Here is an 18,197-nt window from a genome sequence, read left to right as displayed (position 1 = left end):
GAACTAAGGGACCGAGGGCTGACACAACGCCACATAGAATTGCTCGAAGGATGCCTAGAACCATCCAGAGAGCACCGAACCCGAGATGCTGCGGAGTTGGCTCGGCAGATTCGAGATGCTTACGACAAGCCGGATCATTTCCCATCCCTCCACGCTACCCTTGCTGCAACAGTCAATTGCTGGACGAGCAGTAGCCTTTCTATCGGTAGCCTGACGTCCTTGCCGACGGAGGTGGCCGAGGTCATCGCCGGGTGGGAGGGAGGGGGCCATCTCGGCAGACTTTCCCTCGACGGCCTGACGTCGTTGTCGGCAGAGTCCGCCCAGGCCCTCGCCGGGTGGGCAAGCGGCGGCCACCTTTCCCTCAGTGGCCTGACGACGCTGCCGCTTGAGGTAGCCCAGGCCCTCGCCGGGTGGAAACCCACTGCGAGAAACCGCAGCCTTTCGCTCAACGGCCTAATAACGCTATCGGTCGAGTCTGCCGAGGCCCTCGCCAGATGGAAGGATAGCGGTGTTGTTAATAGCCTTTCTCTCGGGAGCCTGAGGTCGCTGTCGCTTGAGGTGGCCGAGGCCCTCGCCAGGTGGCAAGGTGACGAACTCGCCCTTGATGGACTGACGACGCTACCGGTCGAGATGGCCGAGGCCCTCGCCAGGTGGGGTGGCCGCCATAGCCTTTCCCTCGGGGGTCTGAGGACGCTACCGCTTGAGGTAGCCCAAGCCCTCGCTGGATGGGAAGGCCACAGTCTTACCCTCGACGGCCTCACATCTCTCACGGTTGAATCCGCCGAAACTCTCGCCAGGTGGCGAGGACGAGGTAAACTTTCACTAAATGGCTTGATTACGCTGTCGGTCGAGGTGGCCGAGGCCCTCGCCAGGTGGGAAGGCGGAAGTTATCTCTCCCTCGGCGGGGTAAGGTCGCTGTCGGTCGAAGTGGCCGAGGCCCTCGCCAGGTGGAAATGCCGCTGGGACGCTGGTTCTCTTAACCTCGACGGTCTTACCTCATTGCCGGTCGAGGTGACCGAGGCCCTCGCCAGGTGGCAAGGCCATGGACTTTCCCTCGGCGGGGTGAGGTTGCTGTCGGTCGAGGTGGCCGAGGCCCTCGCCAGATGGAAATGCCGCCAACTTTCCCTCGGCGGTTTGATGTCATTGCCTGTCGAGGTCGCCGAGGTCCTGGTCGGATGGAGAGGATATGAGCTTAACCTCGACGGTCTTGCGTCATTGCCGGTCGAGGTGGCCGAGGCCCTCGCCAGGTGGCAGGGGCATTGGTATTCCTTCGACGGCCTGGCATCGTTCTCGAAAGACATCCTAAGGAGTCAACGCTCGTTGCTTCATACTGCGTCTGAGCAGGGAGGGACGGGCATGGTCCTTTTTTTATTGCAAACCCTACGGCTTGACAAGAACAGCAAAGACATCAACGGACTAACATGCTTGCATCACGCTGCAAGAAACAGCCATAGTGGACTCCTGGAAATTCTTATTAACGAAGATGCATCTATTGACGAATGCGAGCCGAATACCCAGAACACTCCGCTTCACTTCGCAGCGGCGGCGGGAAACTCCGAGATCGTAATGCTGCTTCTCGAAGGGGGAGCGGACATGCGTCTGAAGAACTCGGAAGGAAAAACGCCCCTTCACTGTGCGGTCGAGTCCGGTGACATAGACACCATCAGGTTGTTAGTTCCTGGTTAGCGAGTCGTATCTGCACCGATGTTCTCAGCCTTCTCGCTGCTACCGACCTGGTGACACCCTCTTCACAATCGATGCGAACCCGTTATGAGGGTCTTCCGGATCATGCCCGCTGACAAGACGATCCTGCGTGCTCCGTCTCTGCTCAAGCCGATCATCGTCCGTGAGATTTGCCGTATGGGCGGCCAAGCCCACGTCGGACAGAGTACCAAGGAAGGTCCTGACCGAATTATCTACGACATCGTAGCAGCCGAGCTTGGTGTTACCGAGAAGGAGCGGAAGATCCTCATCGACGGCGAGCACCGCAGTGATAAGGGCAGGAATATGTGGGACTACACGATGCTCGTGGCGGTGCAGCAGTTGAAAGACCGAGAGAAACACATGCTCAAAGGCACCCAACGAGGAGTCTGGGAACTCACGCAGAGCGGGATGGAATTCGGTAGGCAATTACTCGGCTTGTCGAACGATCCCCCCTCTGATGCTGGATAGGCAATAACTCCTTGAAGCTCGTTCCTTCATCCCCGATGGTCCGAGGGATCCTCGCAAACGTGGAGCCTCACAGGTCGAGGCCGGGGAAGTATGCCTGCACGATATCCCGGTTGAGGCCGTCTCGCCCCCTCCACCAGCAGGTCGGGTACGCCATCTCCACGTTCCAGTGCGGTGGGATCTGGCGCTCGCCCATCGGGACGAAACGAGCGGAGTAGCCGGGGTGGCCGGACGTCCGCAGGATACCGCAAAAGTCGAGTATATTGAGCAGGATGTCCCGCTCGGCCTTGTTCGACGGGAAGAGCCCGCCCAGCATCGCCTGCAACCGTGGACCGGTCGTCTCGGGAGGGACGGACTCGATAGCCAGCAGGAGGTCTCGGAAAATCGTCAGATCGGAGTTCTACGAGTTGGGACGTTCCGACTCCCTGAACCCCTCCAGGTCGAGGTCGGCGTAGGCGGGTTGCTCATGCCGCACGCCGCCCTACTTGAATCGCTCGAAGCTCAGGACATTGAGGCCCTTGTCATCGCCCGACCGATCGTATTCTCCGCAGACTTGGCATTGAAGGCGGTAGTCATGATAATCATGGGCGAGGATCAGATGCCGCTGGAAATGAGCGAATAAAAGGGACCTACCGTAGCCACCTCCTCTTAGGCTGGTGTCTTTCGCGACACCCAGTCCTTCGCGGAGGTCAGGATGTGCTTACGGTGGACGATTACGGTGCGATTCGCTGCGCCCGACGCGATGGCATGTCCATCCGCCAGATCGCGCGCTGACGAAAACGAGGATTGAGTCGAGTCGGAGCCGAGCGTCCAGCCCGCAACCACACAACTCTCCCAGGTGGCCGGAACATTGATCGTCCCAGCCCCGCGCGTTAATCTCGGGCCGGTTCCTTCCTGACCCGATGAAGCGAGGCTCCCATGATGATTCGCCGAGTATGGAACGCCGCCGCCCTCCTGTCCTTGACGCTTGCCTTCAGCATGCCCGTCTTCGCAGATTCACCGTCCGAGTGGAAGCCCCTGTTCGATGGCAAAAGCCTCAGCGGATGGGAGCATGTCGGGCCAGGACGGTTCGTGGTCGAGGATGGGCAGCTCCGTACCGAGGGCGGGATGGGACTGCTCTGGTACTCACGCGAGAAGCTGGGCGACTGCGTCATCCGTGTCATCTACAAGACCGGGACCTTGCGGTCGAATTCGGGTGTCTACATCCGGATCGCGGACAAGCCAAGCGATCCCTGGTATGCCGTCCATCATGGTTTCGAGGTGCAGATCGCCGACGGCGGTAAGTCGGCTCGCGGCACGGGTTCGATCTACACCTTCGCCGATGCCAAGACCCAGCCCGGCAAGCCGCTCGAATGGAATACGCTCGAGATCACGCTGAAGGGAAACCGTGTGACTACCGCGATCAACGGCACGCCGGTCGCTGAATTCGATGCCGGCGAATTGAAGCCGCAGGCCAAGGAACAGAACGGCGAGGGTGACCCCGCGCGGGGGCCGAGGCCGGAGAAAGGGTACATCGGCCTGCAAAACCACGACAAGGACTCGACGGTGTTCTTCAAAGAAGTTTCGGTCAGGCCGCTCACTCCCAAGTGACGACGCATTGGTGACCGTCGCGAATGCTGGGAAGATAACTACGGGCCGTTCGCGGACGAAGACTTGTACAGAACAGATGGCGGATTGCTCACTACAAGAAGAAAAGATTCGCCAATATTGCCATGATTTGGGCAATACGGGATATTGCATAAATTCTCACAGCGGAGTGGGTCGGGGCAATCTTATCCGACCTACATAAACCGCATCAAGAATCAACAATATCCCGTTGCACCTCCAGACAGAATGCCCTTAATCAAGCCCTTCATTGCGATCCGACTGGCGCCGGCCTCTGACGCGACTTCCCCCTCACCTCAACTTCGCACGAACGAACCGGTGGCCAGACAGCCCGCCCTGCTCCGCAATTGAAGCCTACCCACGTTCGAGGCCGGAAACACCCCGGGCGAGCCGATACCTTTGCGAATTCGGCCCTCGATGACTGGAGGGGATGGATTCGTTATCGGGGACTTCTTCACCGGCGAGGTGGCGCTCGATTGGCCTTCCTCGGGAGATCAGCCCGTGGAACGAACCTCGTTTTCCAATGTTTTGTCTGAAAGCAGCGTGCGCCGGAAAACCGGCATGCTCAATTCCCCGGCGGCAACCATTCACCCCGGAAGCGAAGGCGGTGACAAGTTGGACACCATCGACTTCTACTCGGTCTCCGAGGCGTACGGCTGTTTCTCGAACTTCTCGCACCATCCGATCCGGCTGGACGGCAAGACCTGGCCGACCAGCGAGCATTATTTCCAGGCCCGGAAGTTCATCGGCACGCCCGACGAAGAGGAGGTCCGTCAAGCAAAGTCGCCAATGATCGCTGCCCGGATGGGCCGGAGCCGCAAGCGGCCGCTCCGCAAGGACTGGGAGTCGGCCAAGGACTCGATCATGCACGAGGCGGTTCTCGCCAAATTCACCCAGCATGCCGACCTCCGGCAGGTCCTCCTGGGAACCGGCGGGTCGAAGATCGTCGAACACACCGTGAACGACGCTTATTGGGGCGACGGAGGGGACGGCAGCGGTAAAAACCGGCTGGGGCAGATCCTCATGCAGGTGCGGGAGGAGTTGAGGTCCTCTGAGCCAAGCTTGTAAGCCCGATTATTCCGGCTCACAACGCCCGCCGACTATGCGGTGATCCTGGAGTGCGGCAAGAGTCGCCAGGCACTTCTGTGGCAGGTCCTAGCGGCTCAGGACTTCGCCCGGCACTCCGACCCGATAACGACGATACGGTATGACCGGAACCGCCGGGACCTGGCGGGGTCGATGGCCAAGTTGATGACTGATGAGTGAAGACACCTTGAGAATCGCCCGTATTCACGGGAGGCCCCGGATGGAATCGCCAAGCGTGCGGTTTACGATTCGAGGAATGATGGTCGTCGTGGCAGCCGCGGCGACCTACCTGCTCTTCTTTCGAGCTGACATCATGCTTGGCCTATGGGCGATCGGTATTTCTCTCCCGGGTTTGCTATGGGTGACCGAAGCGGTGTGGCTAGCCAAGATGCGCGGGCAGGTCATGACGATTACGGAGCGGTTCGTCACCTTCGTCCGTGTCCTGATGTTGACGATCGCCGTCCATGCAGCGGTCATTTCAACGATTGTTGTGATCTTCTCCCTGATTCGCAGGTGGTATCGCTGGCTCGCCTGATCGCTGATGACTGACACACCACGACTGCATGCCTTGTCCCGGCTCCCCGTTTTGCTCGTCGCAACGACCGATGTTGGCCCAGCGAAGCGCATGGTTGCGAAAAGAGAAATTATCACAACCATCACCTAATCGTCTTGGTTTCCGTCAAACCATTGACGACATTCGCAATTATCGCTTCGGGCTATGCAATCCGATTAAAGCATTTCTTGTGTGTCAGGACGCAATATTTCATGCCGCCTAAATGACAGCAATATTGATGAACATCAATTTCTTTCCAGCTCATACAAGTTCACGATGTTGGATTTGCTGGTTGGCGACAAGGCCGGATGACGGTGGTATGGGCGATGGCTGGGCTGCCCTGGACTCGCTGTTCGCTCGGTCTGTGGACGTCGGTCGCCCGATCGTAACGGCCAACCACTCGCGGAGGGCGAGAGCGGATGCGATAATCGAATGCCTGGTAAGGACCGTCTTGGGAAAGGGCTCAAATGACCGACGAGGAATTCGAGGGCGAGGATAAAGAGGAAGCTGCACTGGCTCGGTTCGGGTTGCCAGCGAGGCTCTCCGATCGCCCGGAGATCATCCGCACCCTCGAAGAAGAGATGCGACTCGACAATGATTTATGCAATGAATCCCTGATGCGGCTTCTTTGCGTCCAGCTGTTTTCACTCGGAATGGTCGAGGATTCGCTTCGCATCTGGCAGGCAAAGTCGCACAACTTCGACGCGTTCTGCGGGATCGACGTCCAGATACTCTGTGGAGCCGGGTTGGAGCAGACCAAGGGCTTTCTGTCCGGTAGCAGTGACGAGGAGGCGACTAAAGCATTCGAGTATCTGCGAGAGGCCGAGGCAGCCGGCGACTTCAACGGGTTCGACGTGAGGGGGGCGCTGGAGGAGCATCGGTCATATTACATTTAGGCACCCTGAGGTCATTCTCGCCTATCAGTGGGCATGCACTTCGATTGGGCAATCTGGGAAATTTAGCAAAAATTTGCAACCCTGCCCGCGAGTCTTGGCAGCTTACTCAAGCATCCTGGTTTACCTTATTTCGGTGCATGGCCAACGACTGATGCACTGTTACCGCACGCTCACCGGTCGGGTGTCCTATCCTGGATGATTTCCTCTCGGTCCCACAAGACATAGCGATCCCCCCTTCGGAACCACCGCGCGTTGAGATCGCGTGCGATGCTTTGCATGAGACCTCGTAAATCGGAGACGTTCGCCGGGCCATTGAAGGGTTGTCGTCCGACCGTGGCGGTGGTATCCATGCCAACACCGAATTGCCGCGAGAGAAATGCAAGGACACGAGCGATGGTTGTACTCTTAGGGATGTTGACGACCTTTGAATCAAGGCGTTCGTCGTTCGGAAAGAAGCGGTCAATCTCCGGCGAGAGTGACAGAAGGCTTCGGATGCGCTGCCACTCCGCCTTCGGGAGGCGGGGCCAATCTCCATAAAACCTGCGGAGGGCATGCCGGAGGGCGAGTCGATAGCCAGAGTTGGGGAAGGCTTCAAGCAGATCCACGACTGTAGAGACAATCATTTCACGATCGATAGGTACGTCGCCGGTCTGGATGAACGCGAGAACGTCATCCTCTCGGATCCGCCTCCAGACCTGTGCATCGGCCCCCTCGGGTTCCCTGACTCGGATTGCGACAACGTTCGAGTCGATCGGTACGGAACGGTCGTCTCCCTTGAGTCGAAGTGGATAGACGACCTTGATCCGGTAATTCTCCGACCGGTCGAATGCGAGCCCTCCCGGGAGGAACCGCGACTTCTCCTCCTCGGTAAACGCGGTATTCGACCGTGGGGGTGTGTAGAGCACTCGCAGCCGATACAGCAATCGCTTCCCCGGGCCGAGGGTGATCCAATTCCCAAGGCCATATCCGAGGCCACCGCGAAGAAATTGCTTGAATGCCCCCTCGTCTTGGGCGATGAACACTCCCTGGGCTTCGAGCTCGGCGGTCAAGACCTCATAGGTCACCAATTCCATTGCGGTGGTGTTCCGCACGATCAAGTCCAGCGTCACTGGCTCTCCGATGAGAAATCTCGTGCTGGTCGCCTTGACCTCGACGCTGATTCTTTCCCCACCTGCCCTTGCGCCGGAGGTGGCCGAGAGGGAGAGCACGATGACGAAATAGGTTCCCCAGAACCGCTCCAGCATGGTCGTCATTGCTCCCGTTCTCATTGACCCCAGGGGCGCTCAACTCCATGTGGATTTCATCGTCAAAATAGGTGTGAATGAGGTGTGAATGTAGCCAGGCACCCCAGCAGGGCAAGCTAGGCATTTTAGGAAGAGTACCGCCTAGCTGTCGGAACTGAATTCATTGTCCAGATTCTCTGCATCACCCAGTCTAGGTGCCTGGCCACCGGGTTCACCGTGTCGCAAGGAAACCGGGCCGTCCGTCTGCCCCGGAGGCCGAAATTCGCGGGAGAAACTCGTTGCCACGCGCTGCGTGGGAATACCCTTCTGGCCGCTCTGCGACCCCACCGGCCGGGGAAGACGACGCGTGGAGTTGCGGACGGAATTCCCAGGCAGAGCGTGACAACGAGATCCCGGTATCCTCTTGCCACGGTCTCGATCATCGCGATGTCCCACTTTCTGCGCGACTCACGACGACGCGGTCTGCGCCGTTGCATCTCTCAACAGGCCCATGATCTTGCTATAACTGAGACCTTCGGCCGCAGGGGCGATATTTCCCCCGGCCAGCGCCGTGGCGGCTCCCTGGAGGCTTGCCATCGCATGGCAGTATAGTGCCGAGCCCAGGCTGACACGCCGCACGCCGGCCGCCTGCAGTTCGGCGATCGGCACTGGGCCGGTCCCAGGGCCGATCAGCACGTTGACGGGTTTGGGCGCGACCGCCTTCACCACGGCTCGGATCGCGTCGAGGTCCGGCAGAAGCGGCGCGTAGAGGACGTCGGCGCCCACGTCGGCGAACGCGACGAGCCGCCGGATGGTATCGTCCAGATCCGACCTGCCGAAAAGGTAGTTGTCCGTGCGCCCGGTCAGCATAATCCGTCCCTTCGCCACGCGAGCCGCTTGGCGGATCCGTTCGACGGCGTGATCGAAGTCATGGATCGGTTTCTCGGGGTGAGCCGTGGTGTCCTCGATACCAACCCCGGCCATCCCCGCCGCGATGGCTGCCTCGACGGTCGCGGCGCAATCCTCAGGCGCGGGGCCGAAACCGTCCTCGAGATCGGCATTGACGGGAAGTCCCGTCAGCCTGCCGAGCAAGGCCGCATTCTCGAGCGCCTCTGACTTGCTGACCGCATGGGCGCCGTCAAAACGCCCGAGCGCGAAGGCGATCGCGGCGGATGACGATCCCAACGCCTGGAACCCAGCCTGTTTCAGCACCAGTGCGGAGACGCCATCCCATGGGTTTGGCATCACCACGCCGCCCTCCTGCTCATGGAGGGCACGAAAGCGTTCATAGAGTTCCGGTTGTTTCACGACATCTCCTCCTCGCTTGATTCGTGAAAGTCCAAGGGCACTCGCCTCAAATTACCAGGATCGACCGGCGTACGAGATCACCGCCCCTTTTCGTCCGACGCGGCCCGATCCCGGGCGTTGGGCCCGAGTATCCACTGGGACGAGCGAGACGACGGTTTAGTGACAGCACGCGGCGATTTTGTCGCGAAGGGGGTGCAATACCGAGAAATCGAGATATTCGGCAATATTGCCGTTATCTGGGTAAGATGAGGTGTAAGAGATCCTGCGGCCCGAGGTCGCACTACGCCGCGGCCGTCCCCGTTCGTGGAGACTCACCTATCGGTGGCCATGCACTCGGATTGGGAAATCTGGGAAATTTAGCAAAGACTGCAAACCTACCCGCGAGTCTGGGCAGCTTACTCAAGCATCCTGGTTTACCCTATTTAGGAGCATGGCCACCTGCCGAACTCCTCGGGGATCAACTGCCCGAGCCGCGCCGCCGTCCATAGTTCGGTCTCGAAGCCGTGGTGCAGAGGGCTCTCAGTGAGCCAGCGCAGGGCGATCTTCTCCTGGCTTGTGGTGAGCTTGCTCGGCCTCCCCGAGACCGGCTGACGGAGAGGCCGGCGGCCAGCCACCGCCGCACGGTGGAGGGATCGACCCCAAGGTAGTCGGCGACCTCTTGGGTGGAATACCGCTCGGAAACACGCTCGAATGCGAGGCGCCGTCGATACTCCAATTCAGCTGCCAAATCTCATGTTCTCATGTCAAACAGTTCACAAAACCCGAGGTTCAGCGTGCATTACTTTCCTGACTCTCAGTAAGCCCAACGGCGATTGAGTTAGCTACCCAAAATGGATGAGGCTTGGCCGGGACTGCCGGCCAGATCACCCTACTGGGTTTGCGTATCGCCTCATCAGCAGCCCACCGAGGATTCCTAACGCCATCGCCCACGTCGCCTCAAACACCAGTCCGTAGGCTGGCCAGCCGAAAGCCGGCGGGGTCCGAAGCCAACCCGACACGAGCAGGAAAACGCTACCGCTTGCCGCGAAGCCCAGCCAAAAGGCACGCTCGCTGACACGCATACGCAGGGCGGCAACGGCGAGAATCCCCACGGCGGCCTGGTAGTAAGACTTGATCAAAGTATTGGTGTGAAGCCCTGCTGAAATCGGTGACAAGGCCAACCCCGCCACCAGCACGAAGCCGACGAGCGCGGATAGGGTGAATCGGAAGCGAGGACGATTCAAGTGAGGGCCTCCGTTGAGTTCAGAATGATCCCGTCGCTTCGGCAATGGACATCTCAACTCGCCGGCCTCGCCATTTCGCTTCCTGGCTGTCCGGGTTCGGGGCGCAGCCCCGACAGGTAAACGCTCGAAATAACCAGACTTGTGCCGCCTGATCGCCTGGAAGACAGACCATATTGTTCGTCCTTCGGAGTCAGACGATGTCACGTAGCGCCAATCCTGCTCTCCAAGACCTCTGGCGTCGGCGACTGCATTAGCAGCCTGACAGCGGGCTCACGATCGGGCGGTTTTCCCAAAGCCAAGGGGTCTCAACCGCCTCATTCCACGCCTGGAAGCGACGGCTCGCCTCGGACTCGCCTGGCACCGCATCCTTGCCGGCTCGCGAGTCGGCATTCGTGCCGGTCATCCTCGCCGCCACACCCGAGCCGCAGCCCCGCGATTCCGCCGAATTCCTCACCGTCCGACACCCTGACGGTGGACGAATCCTCCTGCCCATCGCCGCGGGTGGCGAGTTCGTCTGCCGGGTCGTCGAGACCGTCGCTCGCATCGCGGCGAGGAGGGAGAACAAACAATTTGGCACATTCCCAAATCTTGACTTAGCCTGCGCAATCTAGACAAAATCATTCACATAAATAAGGACACAATATTCCATATCACCAAAGCAGCCACAATATTAATAAACACCAATTACATCACGCAATCGCTGGGAATGGCCGTCGCGCCGACGATGGCATCGCAGCGAGCAGGCAATGCCCTGTTGGACTCTCCTCTGGACAAAGCCGACCCTATTCAATAAAGTCATTGAATAGCCATGAAACCTACAGAAAAACGTGCATTCAAGGCCCGGCTCTTCGGCGAGTTCGCGCGAATTGGGAAGGCCCTGAGCAGCCCACATCGACTCCAGCTTATCGAGGTCCTCGCCCAGGGCGCACGGACCGTCGAGCAGTTGGCAGAGGATGTCGGTTCGCCGGTGGCGAATGTGTCCCAGCACTTGCAGGTTCTCAGGTCCGCCCGGCTGGTATCCGTTCGTCGGGAAGGACTCTACGCCCATTATTCCCTCGCCGCCCCACAGGTATTCCGCGTCTGGCAGGCGATGCGTGAGCTTGGGGAGGCCCGCATAGCCGAGGTCGATGCCATCGTGACCGAGTACCTCGGGAACCGAAGCAACATGGATGCGGTGGACGCCGCGGAGCTCCGGCGTCGGCTTCAGGACGTGATCGTTCTCGACGTAAGGCCCCGGCTCGAATACGAGGCCGGGCACATCCGCTGCGCTCGGAACGTCCCATTCGACGAGCTCGCCGATCGACTTCGGGAACTTCCTCTCGACGCGGAGATCGTGGCTTACTGCCGAGGGCCATACTGCGTGTTCGCCGACGAGGCGGTCGCAGCCCTCGTGGCCAAGGGCTATCGAGCCCGGAGGCTGACGGAAGGGTTCCCCGACTGGCAGTCACGTGGTTTCCCGGTCGAAATCGGCGCCTCGCAGGGCTGAGAGCGACCCGTGGAAGATCACTTCTTCAAAGGAGAAGCGCCATGCGTTCGAAGCTGCTTGCGATTGGTGCTGCCCTGGCCGCTGCTCTCTGGTTCGGCGGCGGCCTTTTCGCGCATGACCAGAAAGAGGTGATGGAAGCCGCGATTCATCGCCCCGACAGACTCAAGTGGCAGGACGGTCCCCCGTCCCTGCCGCCCGGGGCGAAGTTCGCCGTCCTCGAAGGCGATCCGTCGAAGCCTGGGCCGTTCGTTTTTCGGGTGAAGGTCCCCGACGGCTACCGCATCCCTCCGCACACTCATCCCAAACCCGAGCGGGTCTCCGTCATCGCCGGCACCTTCAACCTGGGCATGGGTGAGACGTTCGACGCGTCGCGGGGAGAGGCACTACCGGCCGGGACCTACGGAACGTGGCCCGCTGGAATGAAGCATTACGTGTGGGCCACGGGCGAAACCATCGTCCAGTTCCATGGCGACGGCCCGTGGGTCATTAAATACGTGAACCCGAGCGACGACCCGCGGAACGCAAAGAAGTGAAACCGTGGCCAGGAATCGCAGGGAGGTGGAGATGAAAGGCCGCGAGAGCGGAATGCCGGACGACACTTACTGGGAAACGTTTTTCAAGCCCCGGTGCATCCTTGAGACGCTCGACTGCAAGGAGTCACGCGGCGACGTGGTCGAGTTCGGCTGCGGGTACGGAACCTTCACCCTTCCTGCCGCCCAACTGGTGACGGGCCGAGTATTCGCCCTCGACATCGAGCCGAGCATGGTCGCCGAGACGATGCGAAAAGCTCGGGAAGCGGGGCTCACGAACGTCGTGGCCAGAGAGCGGGACTTCGTTGCCGAGGGCACCGGCCTGCCCGACGTCAGCGTCGGCCACGCCATGCTCTTCAACATCCTCCACATCGAGAACCCGGTCGGCCTCCTGACCGAAGCTCGCCGGGTCCTCATGCCCTGCGGTAAAGTGAGCGTCATCCACTGGCGCCGCGACATCAAGACGCCACGCGGCCCGTCGATGGCGATCCGCCCGAGCCCTGAGCAATGCCGCGAGTGGGGCGAACAGGCGGGCTTACGTTTCGTCCGGTTCGATCCGCTCTCCTGCTGCACTTACCACTTCGGCCTGGTCATGGAGCGGCCTTGATCCACCTACTCTTCCCTCGGAATTTCCTTGATCACGATCCCCTGAACGGGCGCCCTTTCTAATCCACGGCGTAACATGCCGAGGGATGTTGTTATCGTGCTTCCAAAGGCGGAAAAAGGACACTCGTGAATTTTGGCGCAGCTTGCACAAGCCGAAGGGAAACAACAATGACAAATAGATACAAATAATTCATGAATTACTGCATCCAACTTCACCCAGTTAGCGGAAAAATTGGCGAATTTCCCCAATCGTGTTCCGAAATCGGACGTTTTTGAGACGATGCCTTGCAGCTCACCGATTCGGCGAATGCGTCGTTACCCGCTACACTTGAATCGCCCCCCTGGCCTGTTCACTTGATGAACCGCTCAAGGAATGGAGATGCGATCCAGAGGACTCCGAGGATTCGCCCCGCCCGGTCGATCCAATCCGGCCCGGGGCGCCAGCGGCCGCTTACGGCAAGCGCGAGCCACGCCCCCGCCACTGTGAAGCTATACAGTTCAAGCCGGAGGACGTTGGCAACGAGGACAACCGTCCGGTCCGATCGCACGAAAGACGGCGGACTAGGGCCTGGCATCAACCAATAACTTACCCAGATAACAAAGATCAATGCCGAGGCGAACGCCACGGCGCAACAGGCCACTGATCCTGGGTGACGACAGGGACGGCGGGGTCGAGGCTGTCGGAACCGTAACAGGAGCAGCGTGATGGTGAGTGCCAGGGCGACGAAAGTGGTTGATATCCTCACGGCGAACCAACCAGTTGCGCCCGGCGTGACATGGAGCAGACAGGCTCGCGCGATCGCGAGCCCGGCAGCGGTGACCGCGACGCCAATCATGGCATCAGAGAGGGTCATCCTTCTGGCATCCGTCGGCATAGACAGGCCCCAACCGGCTTGAATGTCATCCGCCAGCTCTCGACGAAAGGGAATAACCGGATTTCGGCGAACTTTGAAGCCGAGTCTGTCAGCAGCGCCCACTTTAGGTACCTGGGCACCCAACGTTCTCAGCCAGAGCACGGGCGGACGGCGAGCGCAAGTCGGCCTCTGCATCGGCCCCATCTCTGCGGAGTATGATGCGACGCCTCGATCGGTCCACGGCGCCGCTCCGGCCCCTTCACAGAACAATCATCTCCCATCCGCCACTTTTGCCGAACAATATTCCACAATTCCGGCAAATCTCAGAACGTCGACCTTGACTTTCCACGGCCTGACGACAAAGATTCTCCCATCCCCGGAGGATTTCGAATGATCGACGCCGTCGACCGCCAGTTGCTGAACTTCCTACAGTCGGACGCCCGTATCTCCAACGCCGAACTCTCCCGACGCGTGGGGATGGCTCCCTCCGGCGTGCTGGAGCGGGTCAAGAAGCTCGAGGAGCGCGGGCTCGTGCGCGGGTACGAGGCCCGCCTCGACGCCAGGAAGCTCGGCTCAGGCCTCGTCGCCTTCACCTACGTGAGATCCGACGACCCCGTGGGAGGCACCGACTCGGCTCAGATGCTGGCCGAGATTCCTGAGGTGCAGGAGGTCCACCACATCGCCGGGGAGGACTGCTACCTGATCAAGATCCGGGTGGCCGACGTCGAGGCCCTGGGGAAGCTGCTGCGGGAGAAGATCGGCGTCATCCCGGCGATCCGCTCGACGCGGACGACGATCGTCATGGAGACGCTCAAGGAGACGGCGACGGTCCTGATCCCGGAAGGGGACGGTAATGCGGTCTGAACGGAAGAAGTGGCTCACTATCGCGGCCTTCGCGGTCGTTTACCTGGTCTGGGGCTCGACTTACCTCGCGATCCGCTTCGGGCTGCAGTCGATGCCGCCGTTGCTCATGGCGGGGTCGAGGTTCCTCGTCGCCGGGACGATCCTCTGCGGCTGGGCGCTGGCGAGGGGCGCAAGCTTACCGACTCGAGGCCAATGGCTCAGGGCGACGGTGGCGGGTATCCTCATGCTCGTGCTGGGCAACGGCTGCGTGACCTGGGCGGAGCAGTACGTCCCGTCGGGCATCGCGGCGCTACTGGTGGCCTCCGAACCCTTCTGGCTGGTGCTGACGGCCTGGGGGTTCTTCGGCGGCAGGCGGCCCGGGCTACGGACCTCGGCCGGCCTGATGATCGGCCTGATGGGCGTGGGCCTGCTGGTCACGCCGGAAGGCGGAGGCGCCAACGGGGCGATGCTGGCTGGTTCGCTGGCCATCATCCTCGCCGCTTTCGCTTGGGCGGTGGGCTCGCTCTACCTTCGGAGGGCGGCGTTGCCTGAGTCGCCCGCGCTTTCGACCGGCATGCAGATGCTGTCGGGCGGAGCCATTTTGGCGGGCCTCGGGTTGCTGAGGGGCGAGGCGGCTGGGTTCCAGTTATCGACGGTGACGACCACGTCAGTGCTGGCGTGGCTCTACCTGATCGGCTTCGGCTCGATCCTGGCGTTCACCGCCTACATCTGGCTGCTCACGGAAACGACACCGGCGCGGCTGAGCACCTACGCCTACGTCAACCCGGTGGTCGCGGTCCTGCTCGGCAGTGTCGTGGCTCATGAGCCCATCGCCCCGCTGGGATGGGCAGCCATGGTCGTCATCGTCGCGTCGGTGGCGTTGGTCACAACGGGTGAGCAGGAAGAGGACGTACCGGGACTGGTCCCGGTGACGTTGGGCGAGCAGACGTGAGCGTGGCGGAACACGATTGGGGACAGTCCTAACTCCTGAAGCGGCCCGCGCAAACTGCAAAGATTATCCTCACGACAATCTTCACAGCATCATCTTACAACAAGATATTGGCAAACTTAACGAATACCCCCAATCGTGTTCCGCGAGACGCACCGCGGGCAATGGCCACGGCCAAGACGATCGAGCCGCTCTTCAGCATGGATGCTCTCCGCATTTGTAGCATCATGCCTGGCATAGACGACGAGACGGTCAGAGCTTGTCGCTCGGCTTCGCTTCGGGCGTCAGGAGACCCTCGATCGTCTTCGCCACATCAGTCCGAAGAGTCGGCGAGTAGCCGACGTGGACGTCGCGCACCGTCCCCTCGGGATCGATGACGATAAGGGTCGGGAAACCTTGCACGCCGTACTTCTCCGGGATGCCCTCGGCGCGGAGAGTCGCGTACTTCAGGCCCATCGCCTCGCACACGAACTTCGCATCTTCTTCCTTGCGATCCGTGTTCATGCCCAGCACGGCCACCGGACGGCCCTCGAACTGCTCGGCCAGGGCGTTGAGCTGCGGCATCGCCTTGATGCACCAGCCGCAGCCCCGATACCAGAAGTCGAGAACCACCACCTTGCCGCGATACTCCTTGAGAGCGTGCGATTTGCCATCGAGCCCCTGCAATTCCCAGTCGGCGGCGGCCTTGTTCAACACCTCAGCCCGGCGTTTCGCCGAATCGGCGTAATAGCTGACCATACCGTCATGCTGTGAGATTTGACGATCGAGCTGCTCGCGAAAGATCGGATGGTCGATCGCGGTGCGGGCCGATTCCAGTGCGGCCTTGGCATCAGCCAGCAGCGATTTGGCCTTGTCGGCGGCTTGGGATGCCTGCTCGGTGGCCCGTCGATAGTCCTTGCTGGCGGCGAAATAACGCTCGGCGGCGGGGACGAAGGCCGCGAGCCAGGCAGCGTCGTGGGTCTCCACGCTGGTCAATTCGATGGAGCCGCCCCCTTTGCCCTTAAAGCCATAATCTTGCGTATACTCGTTCTCGATTCGCCGGATTGCCCCGCGGGCGGCGTCCAGGTGGAATGTCGACTTGAAGGTCATGCCGTAGATTTTGTTTTCGGAGCCGACCCGCTCGGAGTGGAAGGCCCAGCCGCCTTCCTCGGCCCGCAAAGAGGAGTAGCGGAATTCCTGCCCCATCCTGTCGTCCCGCTGGGACCATCCGGCCTTGGCCTGCGTCTCGTCGTCGGGCAGGCGGGGGAACAAGGCGTCCGTATTGATGCGGTAGCCCAACTCGGTGTCGGGCCCAATGCGGCCGTCAGGGAACAGGTCGACGTAACCGAGGTTGTACTCCATCGGCGGCTTATCTTTCTTCTTGAGCAGGCCCTTGAGGGAATCGGCTAGGGAGGTCGACGTGAACCGGCTGCCCTGTCGCAGAACCACGCGGACGCTGCCGTCGCCGTTGCGCCGGACGACCCAGGCCGTCGTTTCCTGATCGTCGAGGTGCGCCCCGTTCTGATGTTGGAACTCGCTCGACCCCTTGTAGGAGAGTTCCATGCCCGGTTCGAGCCGGTATCTCGGTAGCTCATCTCCTGAACGCGCCACACCGGCCGCGATTGTGACCGTGATTGCCGCGAGCATGATCCCCGCCCCACGCATCGTGCCCATAGGTGTGCTCCCAGTTTGTGGACTTACCCTACGACATCCGTCATTGTGTCGCCGGGAGTTCGGCTTGCAAAGCGAATTCTTTGAGAGGGGTGATTTGGATACCATCGCGGGCGTACGCCGGTGGCGACCAAACCCGCCACATCCCTATCGCAGCAACGAACCGAATCATGCTCAATCGAATAGAAACAACGGGTATAATCTCCGGTGGGCACCGGAACTGAAGACCTGCGGCAGGACGAGGATGGTATGCGGGGACCAGTCGACCACTCAAAGAAGGGGCGATGTCGCTAAGAGCCCCTAACTTAATGAGCGTAGCTACCCTGATTTAGGACTGCTACGCTCATTCTGTTTTTGACTCTAAGGCAAAGTGTTAACATACATGAGATCGGCGGCCAGGCACCTAAAATGGGCAGGCTGAGTTGGGATTCCGACCAGAAACGATCCGTGTGAAGAAGTTCTCCATTGCCGATTACGGGATCGGCATCGAGGACTGCCCCGATCATTTCGGCGAGACACTCAAAGCCCCGGACGCATCCGACGTTGAGAAGGCGGATATGCGGGAGTCCATCGAACTTTGGGATGCCGAAGGGCAGTTCGTCCTCTTCTGGGGAAACGACTACTGGCTCGACGGCTCAGGCGAAGTTGTTTCTTCTTGATCTCGGCTCGATGCGTTCCCCCCGTCTGGGAGGCCGCGAGGAGACCAAACGATGCGATTGCCCCGCGTGCGGCTCACGGTGCGGCAAATGAGGGCCGGAGTCGCTGCCTTGGCCGTTATGCTCGGTAGCGCCTATCGGTGGCCATGCACTCGGACTGGGCAATCTGGGATATTTAGCAAAAACTGCAAACCTGCCCGTGAGTCTGGGCAGCTTACTCAAGCATCCTGGTTTACCCTATTTAGGTGCATGGCCACCGACTGCTCTTGGTAAGAATGAGGCCCGCGAGGCAGAGCGATCACAACACTAACAACGGTAACAGCGGCACGATGACAAAGAGAGGCCTCTGGGTCCAGTACCGGAGTCGATCCGCGGCGCTCGGCGCCGACGGGAAGGGATCGAGATTGAACACGGTCTGGAGTGTGGGATCGCTCGACGTTGGATTGGAGGCCACCGTGGTCACCGGACTCGGCACGAGTTGGGGTGGCGGAACCCAGGACGAGACGGGGGAACGGAAACCCTGGCTCGTAGCGGAAGTAATCCCTCACGCCCCAGAGACG

The 18,197-nt window shown here is 60.5% G+C and carries 21 protein-coding genes; 14 read left to right on the top strand and 7 right to left on the bottom strand.

Going from position 1 to position 18,197, the window contains the following annotated elements:
• The first annotated feature begins 231 nt into the window (after positions 1–231).
• Positions 232–1,686 (top strand): ankyrin repeat domain-containing protein, encoded by a 1,455-nt coding sequence (locus V5E97_RS06420; RefSeq protein ID WP_406698486.1) that lies wholly within the window; start codon positions 232–234, stop codon positions 1,684–1,686.
• A gap of 102 nt (positions 1,687–1,788) precedes the next feature.
• Positions 1,789–2,172, top strand: a complete 384-nt coding sequence (locus V5E97_RS06415; protein WP_406698485.1) for a hypothetical protein — start codon at positions 1,789–1,791, stop codon at positions 2,170–2,172.
• Positions 2,173–2,239: 67 nt separating this feature from the next.
• Here the strand turns inward: V5E97_RS06415 and V5E97_RS06410 are convergent, their stop codons facing one another.
• The gene (locus V5E97_RS06410) at positions 2,240–2,494 is read right to left on the bottom strand and encodes a hypothetical protein (RefSeq protein ID WP_406698484.1); all 255 of its coding nucleotides are present in this window, start codon (positions 2,492–2,494) and stop codon (positions 2,240–2,242) included.
• Between the two features lie 141 nt (positions 2,495–2,635).
• On the opposite strand from V5E97_RS06410, the gene V5E97_RS06405 reads away from it, so the two are divergent.
• The 5 genes from V5E97_RS06405 (at position 2,636) to V5E97_RS06385 (ending at position 6,309) form a co-directional block, all read left to right on the top strand.
• Complete coding sequence (locus V5E97_RS06405) at positions 2,636–2,791, top strand: hypothetical protein (protein WP_406698483.1); 156 nt, start codon at positions 2,636–2,638, stop codon at positions 2,789–2,791.
• Positions 2,792–3,087: 296 nt separating this feature from the next.
• Positions 3,088–3,759: a 3-keto-disaccharide hydrolase gene (locus V5E97_RS06400; RefSeq protein WP_406698482.1), complete on the top strand. Its 672-nt coding sequence runs from the start codon at positions 3,088–3,090 to the stop codon at positions 3,757–3,759.
• A 576-nt stretch (positions 3,760–4,335) separates the two neighbouring features.
• A complete protein-coding gene (locus tag V5E97_RS06395) occupies positions 4,336–4,842 on the top strand; it encodes an NADAR family protein (protein WP_406698480.1) in 507 nt (168 codons plus the stop codon).
• 238 nt (positions 4,843–5,080) lie between these two features.
• Positions 5,081–5,395: a hypothetical protein gene (locus V5E97_RS06390; RefSeq protein ID WP_406698479.1), complete on the top strand. Its 315-nt coding sequence runs from the start codon at positions 5,081–5,083 to the stop codon at positions 5,393–5,395.
• A gap of 485 nt (positions 5,396–5,880) precedes the next feature.
• Positions 5,881–6,309 carry a hypothetical protein gene (locus tag V5E97_RS06385; RefSeq protein ID WP_406698478.1) on the top strand — a complete coding sequence of 143 codons (429 nt, stop codon included), beginning with the start codon at positions 5,881–5,883 and terminating at the stop codon, positions 6,307–6,309.
• A gap of 170 nt (positions 6,310–6,479) precedes the next feature.
• On the opposite strand, the gene V5E97_RS06380 is transcribed toward V5E97_RS06385, so the two are convergent.
• The 4 genes from V5E97_RS06380 to V5E97_RS06365 all read right to left on the bottom strand — a co-directional run bounded on the left by V5E97_RS06380 (position 6,480) and on the right by V5E97_RS06365 (position 10,063).
• A complete protein-coding gene (locus tag V5E97_RS06380) occupies positions 6,480–7,562 on the bottom strand; it encodes a hypothetical protein (RefSeq protein ID WP_406698476.1) in 1,083 nt (360 codons plus the stop codon).
• Between the two features lie 438 nt (positions 7,563–8,000).
• Complete coding sequence (locus V5E97_RS06375) at positions 8,001–8,840, bottom strand: isocitrate lyase/PEP mutase family protein (protein WP_406698475.1); 840 nt, start codon at positions 8,838–8,840, stop codon at positions 8,001–8,003.
• Positions 8,841–9,297: 457 nt separating this feature from the next.
• Positions 9,298–9,555 (bottom strand): helix-turn-helix domain-containing protein, encoded by a 258-nt coding sequence (locus tag V5E97_RS06370; RefSeq protein ID WP_406701136.1) that lies wholly within the window; start codon positions 9,553–9,555, stop codon positions 9,298–9,300.
• Positions 9,556–9,703: 148 nt separating this feature from the next.
• Positions 9,704–10,063, bottom strand: a complete 360-nt coding sequence (locus V5E97_RS06365) for a hypothetical protein (protein WP_406698474.1) — start codon at positions 10,061–10,063, stop codon at positions 9,704–9,706.
• A 275-nt stretch (positions 10,064–10,338) separates the two neighbouring features.
• On the opposite strand from V5E97_RS06365, the gene tnpA reads away from it, so the two are divergent.
• The 4 genes from tnpA to V5E97_RS06345 all read left to right on the top strand — a co-directional run bounded on the left by tnpA (position 10,339) and on the right by V5E97_RS06345 (position 12,686).
• The gene (gene tnpA / locus V5E97_RS06360; RefSeq protein WP_406701135.1) at positions 10,339–10,674 is read left to right on the top strand and encodes an IS66 family insertion sequence element accessory protein TnpA; all 336 of its coding nucleotides are present in this window, start codon (positions 10,339–10,341) and stop codon (positions 10,672–10,674) included.
• Positions 10,675–10,871: 197 nt separating this feature from the next.
• Positions 10,872–11,549, top strand: coding sequence for an ArsR/SmtB family transcription factor (locus V5E97_RS06355; protein WP_406698473.1), 678 nt, complete (start codon positions 10,872–10,874; stop codon positions 11,547–11,549).
• A gap of 41 nt (positions 11,550–11,590) precedes the next feature.
• Positions 11,591–12,082 carry a cupin domain-containing protein gene (locus V5E97_RS06350; protein ID WP_406698471.1) on the top strand — a complete coding sequence of 164 codons (492 nt, stop codon included), beginning with the start codon at positions 11,591–11,593 and terminating at the stop codon, positions 12,080–12,082.
• Between the two features lie 31 nt (positions 12,083–12,113).
• The gene (locus V5E97_RS06345) at positions 12,114–12,686 is read left to right on the top strand and encodes a class I SAM-dependent methyltransferase (protein ID WP_406698469.1); all 573 of its coding nucleotides are present in this window, start codon (positions 12,114–12,116) and stop codon (positions 12,684–12,686) included.
• A gap of 349 nt (positions 12,687–13,035) precedes the next feature.
• Here V5E97_RS06345 and V5E97_RS06340 read toward each other — a convergent pair whose 3' ends face one another.
• Positions 13,036–13,539, bottom strand: a complete 504-nt coding sequence (locus tag V5E97_RS06340; RefSeq protein WP_406698467.1) for a hypothetical protein — start codon at positions 13,537–13,539, stop codon at positions 13,036–13,038.
• A 390-nt stretch (positions 13,540–13,929) separates the two neighbouring features.
• On the opposite strand from V5E97_RS06340, the gene V5E97_RS06335 reads away from it, so the two are divergent.
• Positions 13,930–14,403: an Lrp/AsnC family transcriptional regulator gene (locus V5E97_RS06335; RefSeq protein ID WP_406698465.1), complete on the top strand. Its 474-nt coding sequence runs from the start codon at positions 13,930–13,932 to the stop codon at positions 14,401–14,403.
• Entirely contained in the window at positions 14,393–15,334 is a 942-nt protein-coding gene (yedA, locus tag V5E97_RS06330; RefSeq protein WP_406698464.1) for a drug/metabolite exporter YedA, read from the top strand. The genes V5E97_RS06335 and yedA overlap by 11 nt, the downstream gene beginning before the upstream one ends.
• A 249-nt stretch (positions 15,335–15,583) precedes the next feature.
• On the opposite strand, the gene V5E97_RS06325 is transcribed toward yedA, so the two are convergent.
• Entirely contained in the window at positions 15,584–16,984 is a 1,401-nt protein-coding gene (locus tag V5E97_RS06325) for a TlpA family protein disulfide reductase (protein ID WP_406698462.1), read from the bottom strand.
• 446 nt (positions 16,985–17,430) lie between these two features.
• Here V5E97_RS06325 and V5E97_RS06320 point away from each other — a divergent pair, with 446 nt between their 5' ends.
• Positions 17,431–17,640, top strand: coding sequence for a hypothetical protein (locus tag V5E97_RS06320; protein WP_406698461.1), 210 nt, complete (start codon positions 17,431–17,433; stop codon positions 17,638–17,640).
• Positions 17,641–18,197: the final 557 nt, after the last annotated feature.

The sequence above is a fragment of the Singulisphaera photorubra genome (assembly GCF_045290345.1).
In the GTDB taxonomy this organism is placed as follows: Bacteria; Planctomycetota; Planctomycetia; order Isosphaerales; family Isosphaeraceae; genus Singulisphaera.
This window is presented reverse-complemented; position numbering and strand designations above follow the sequence as displayed.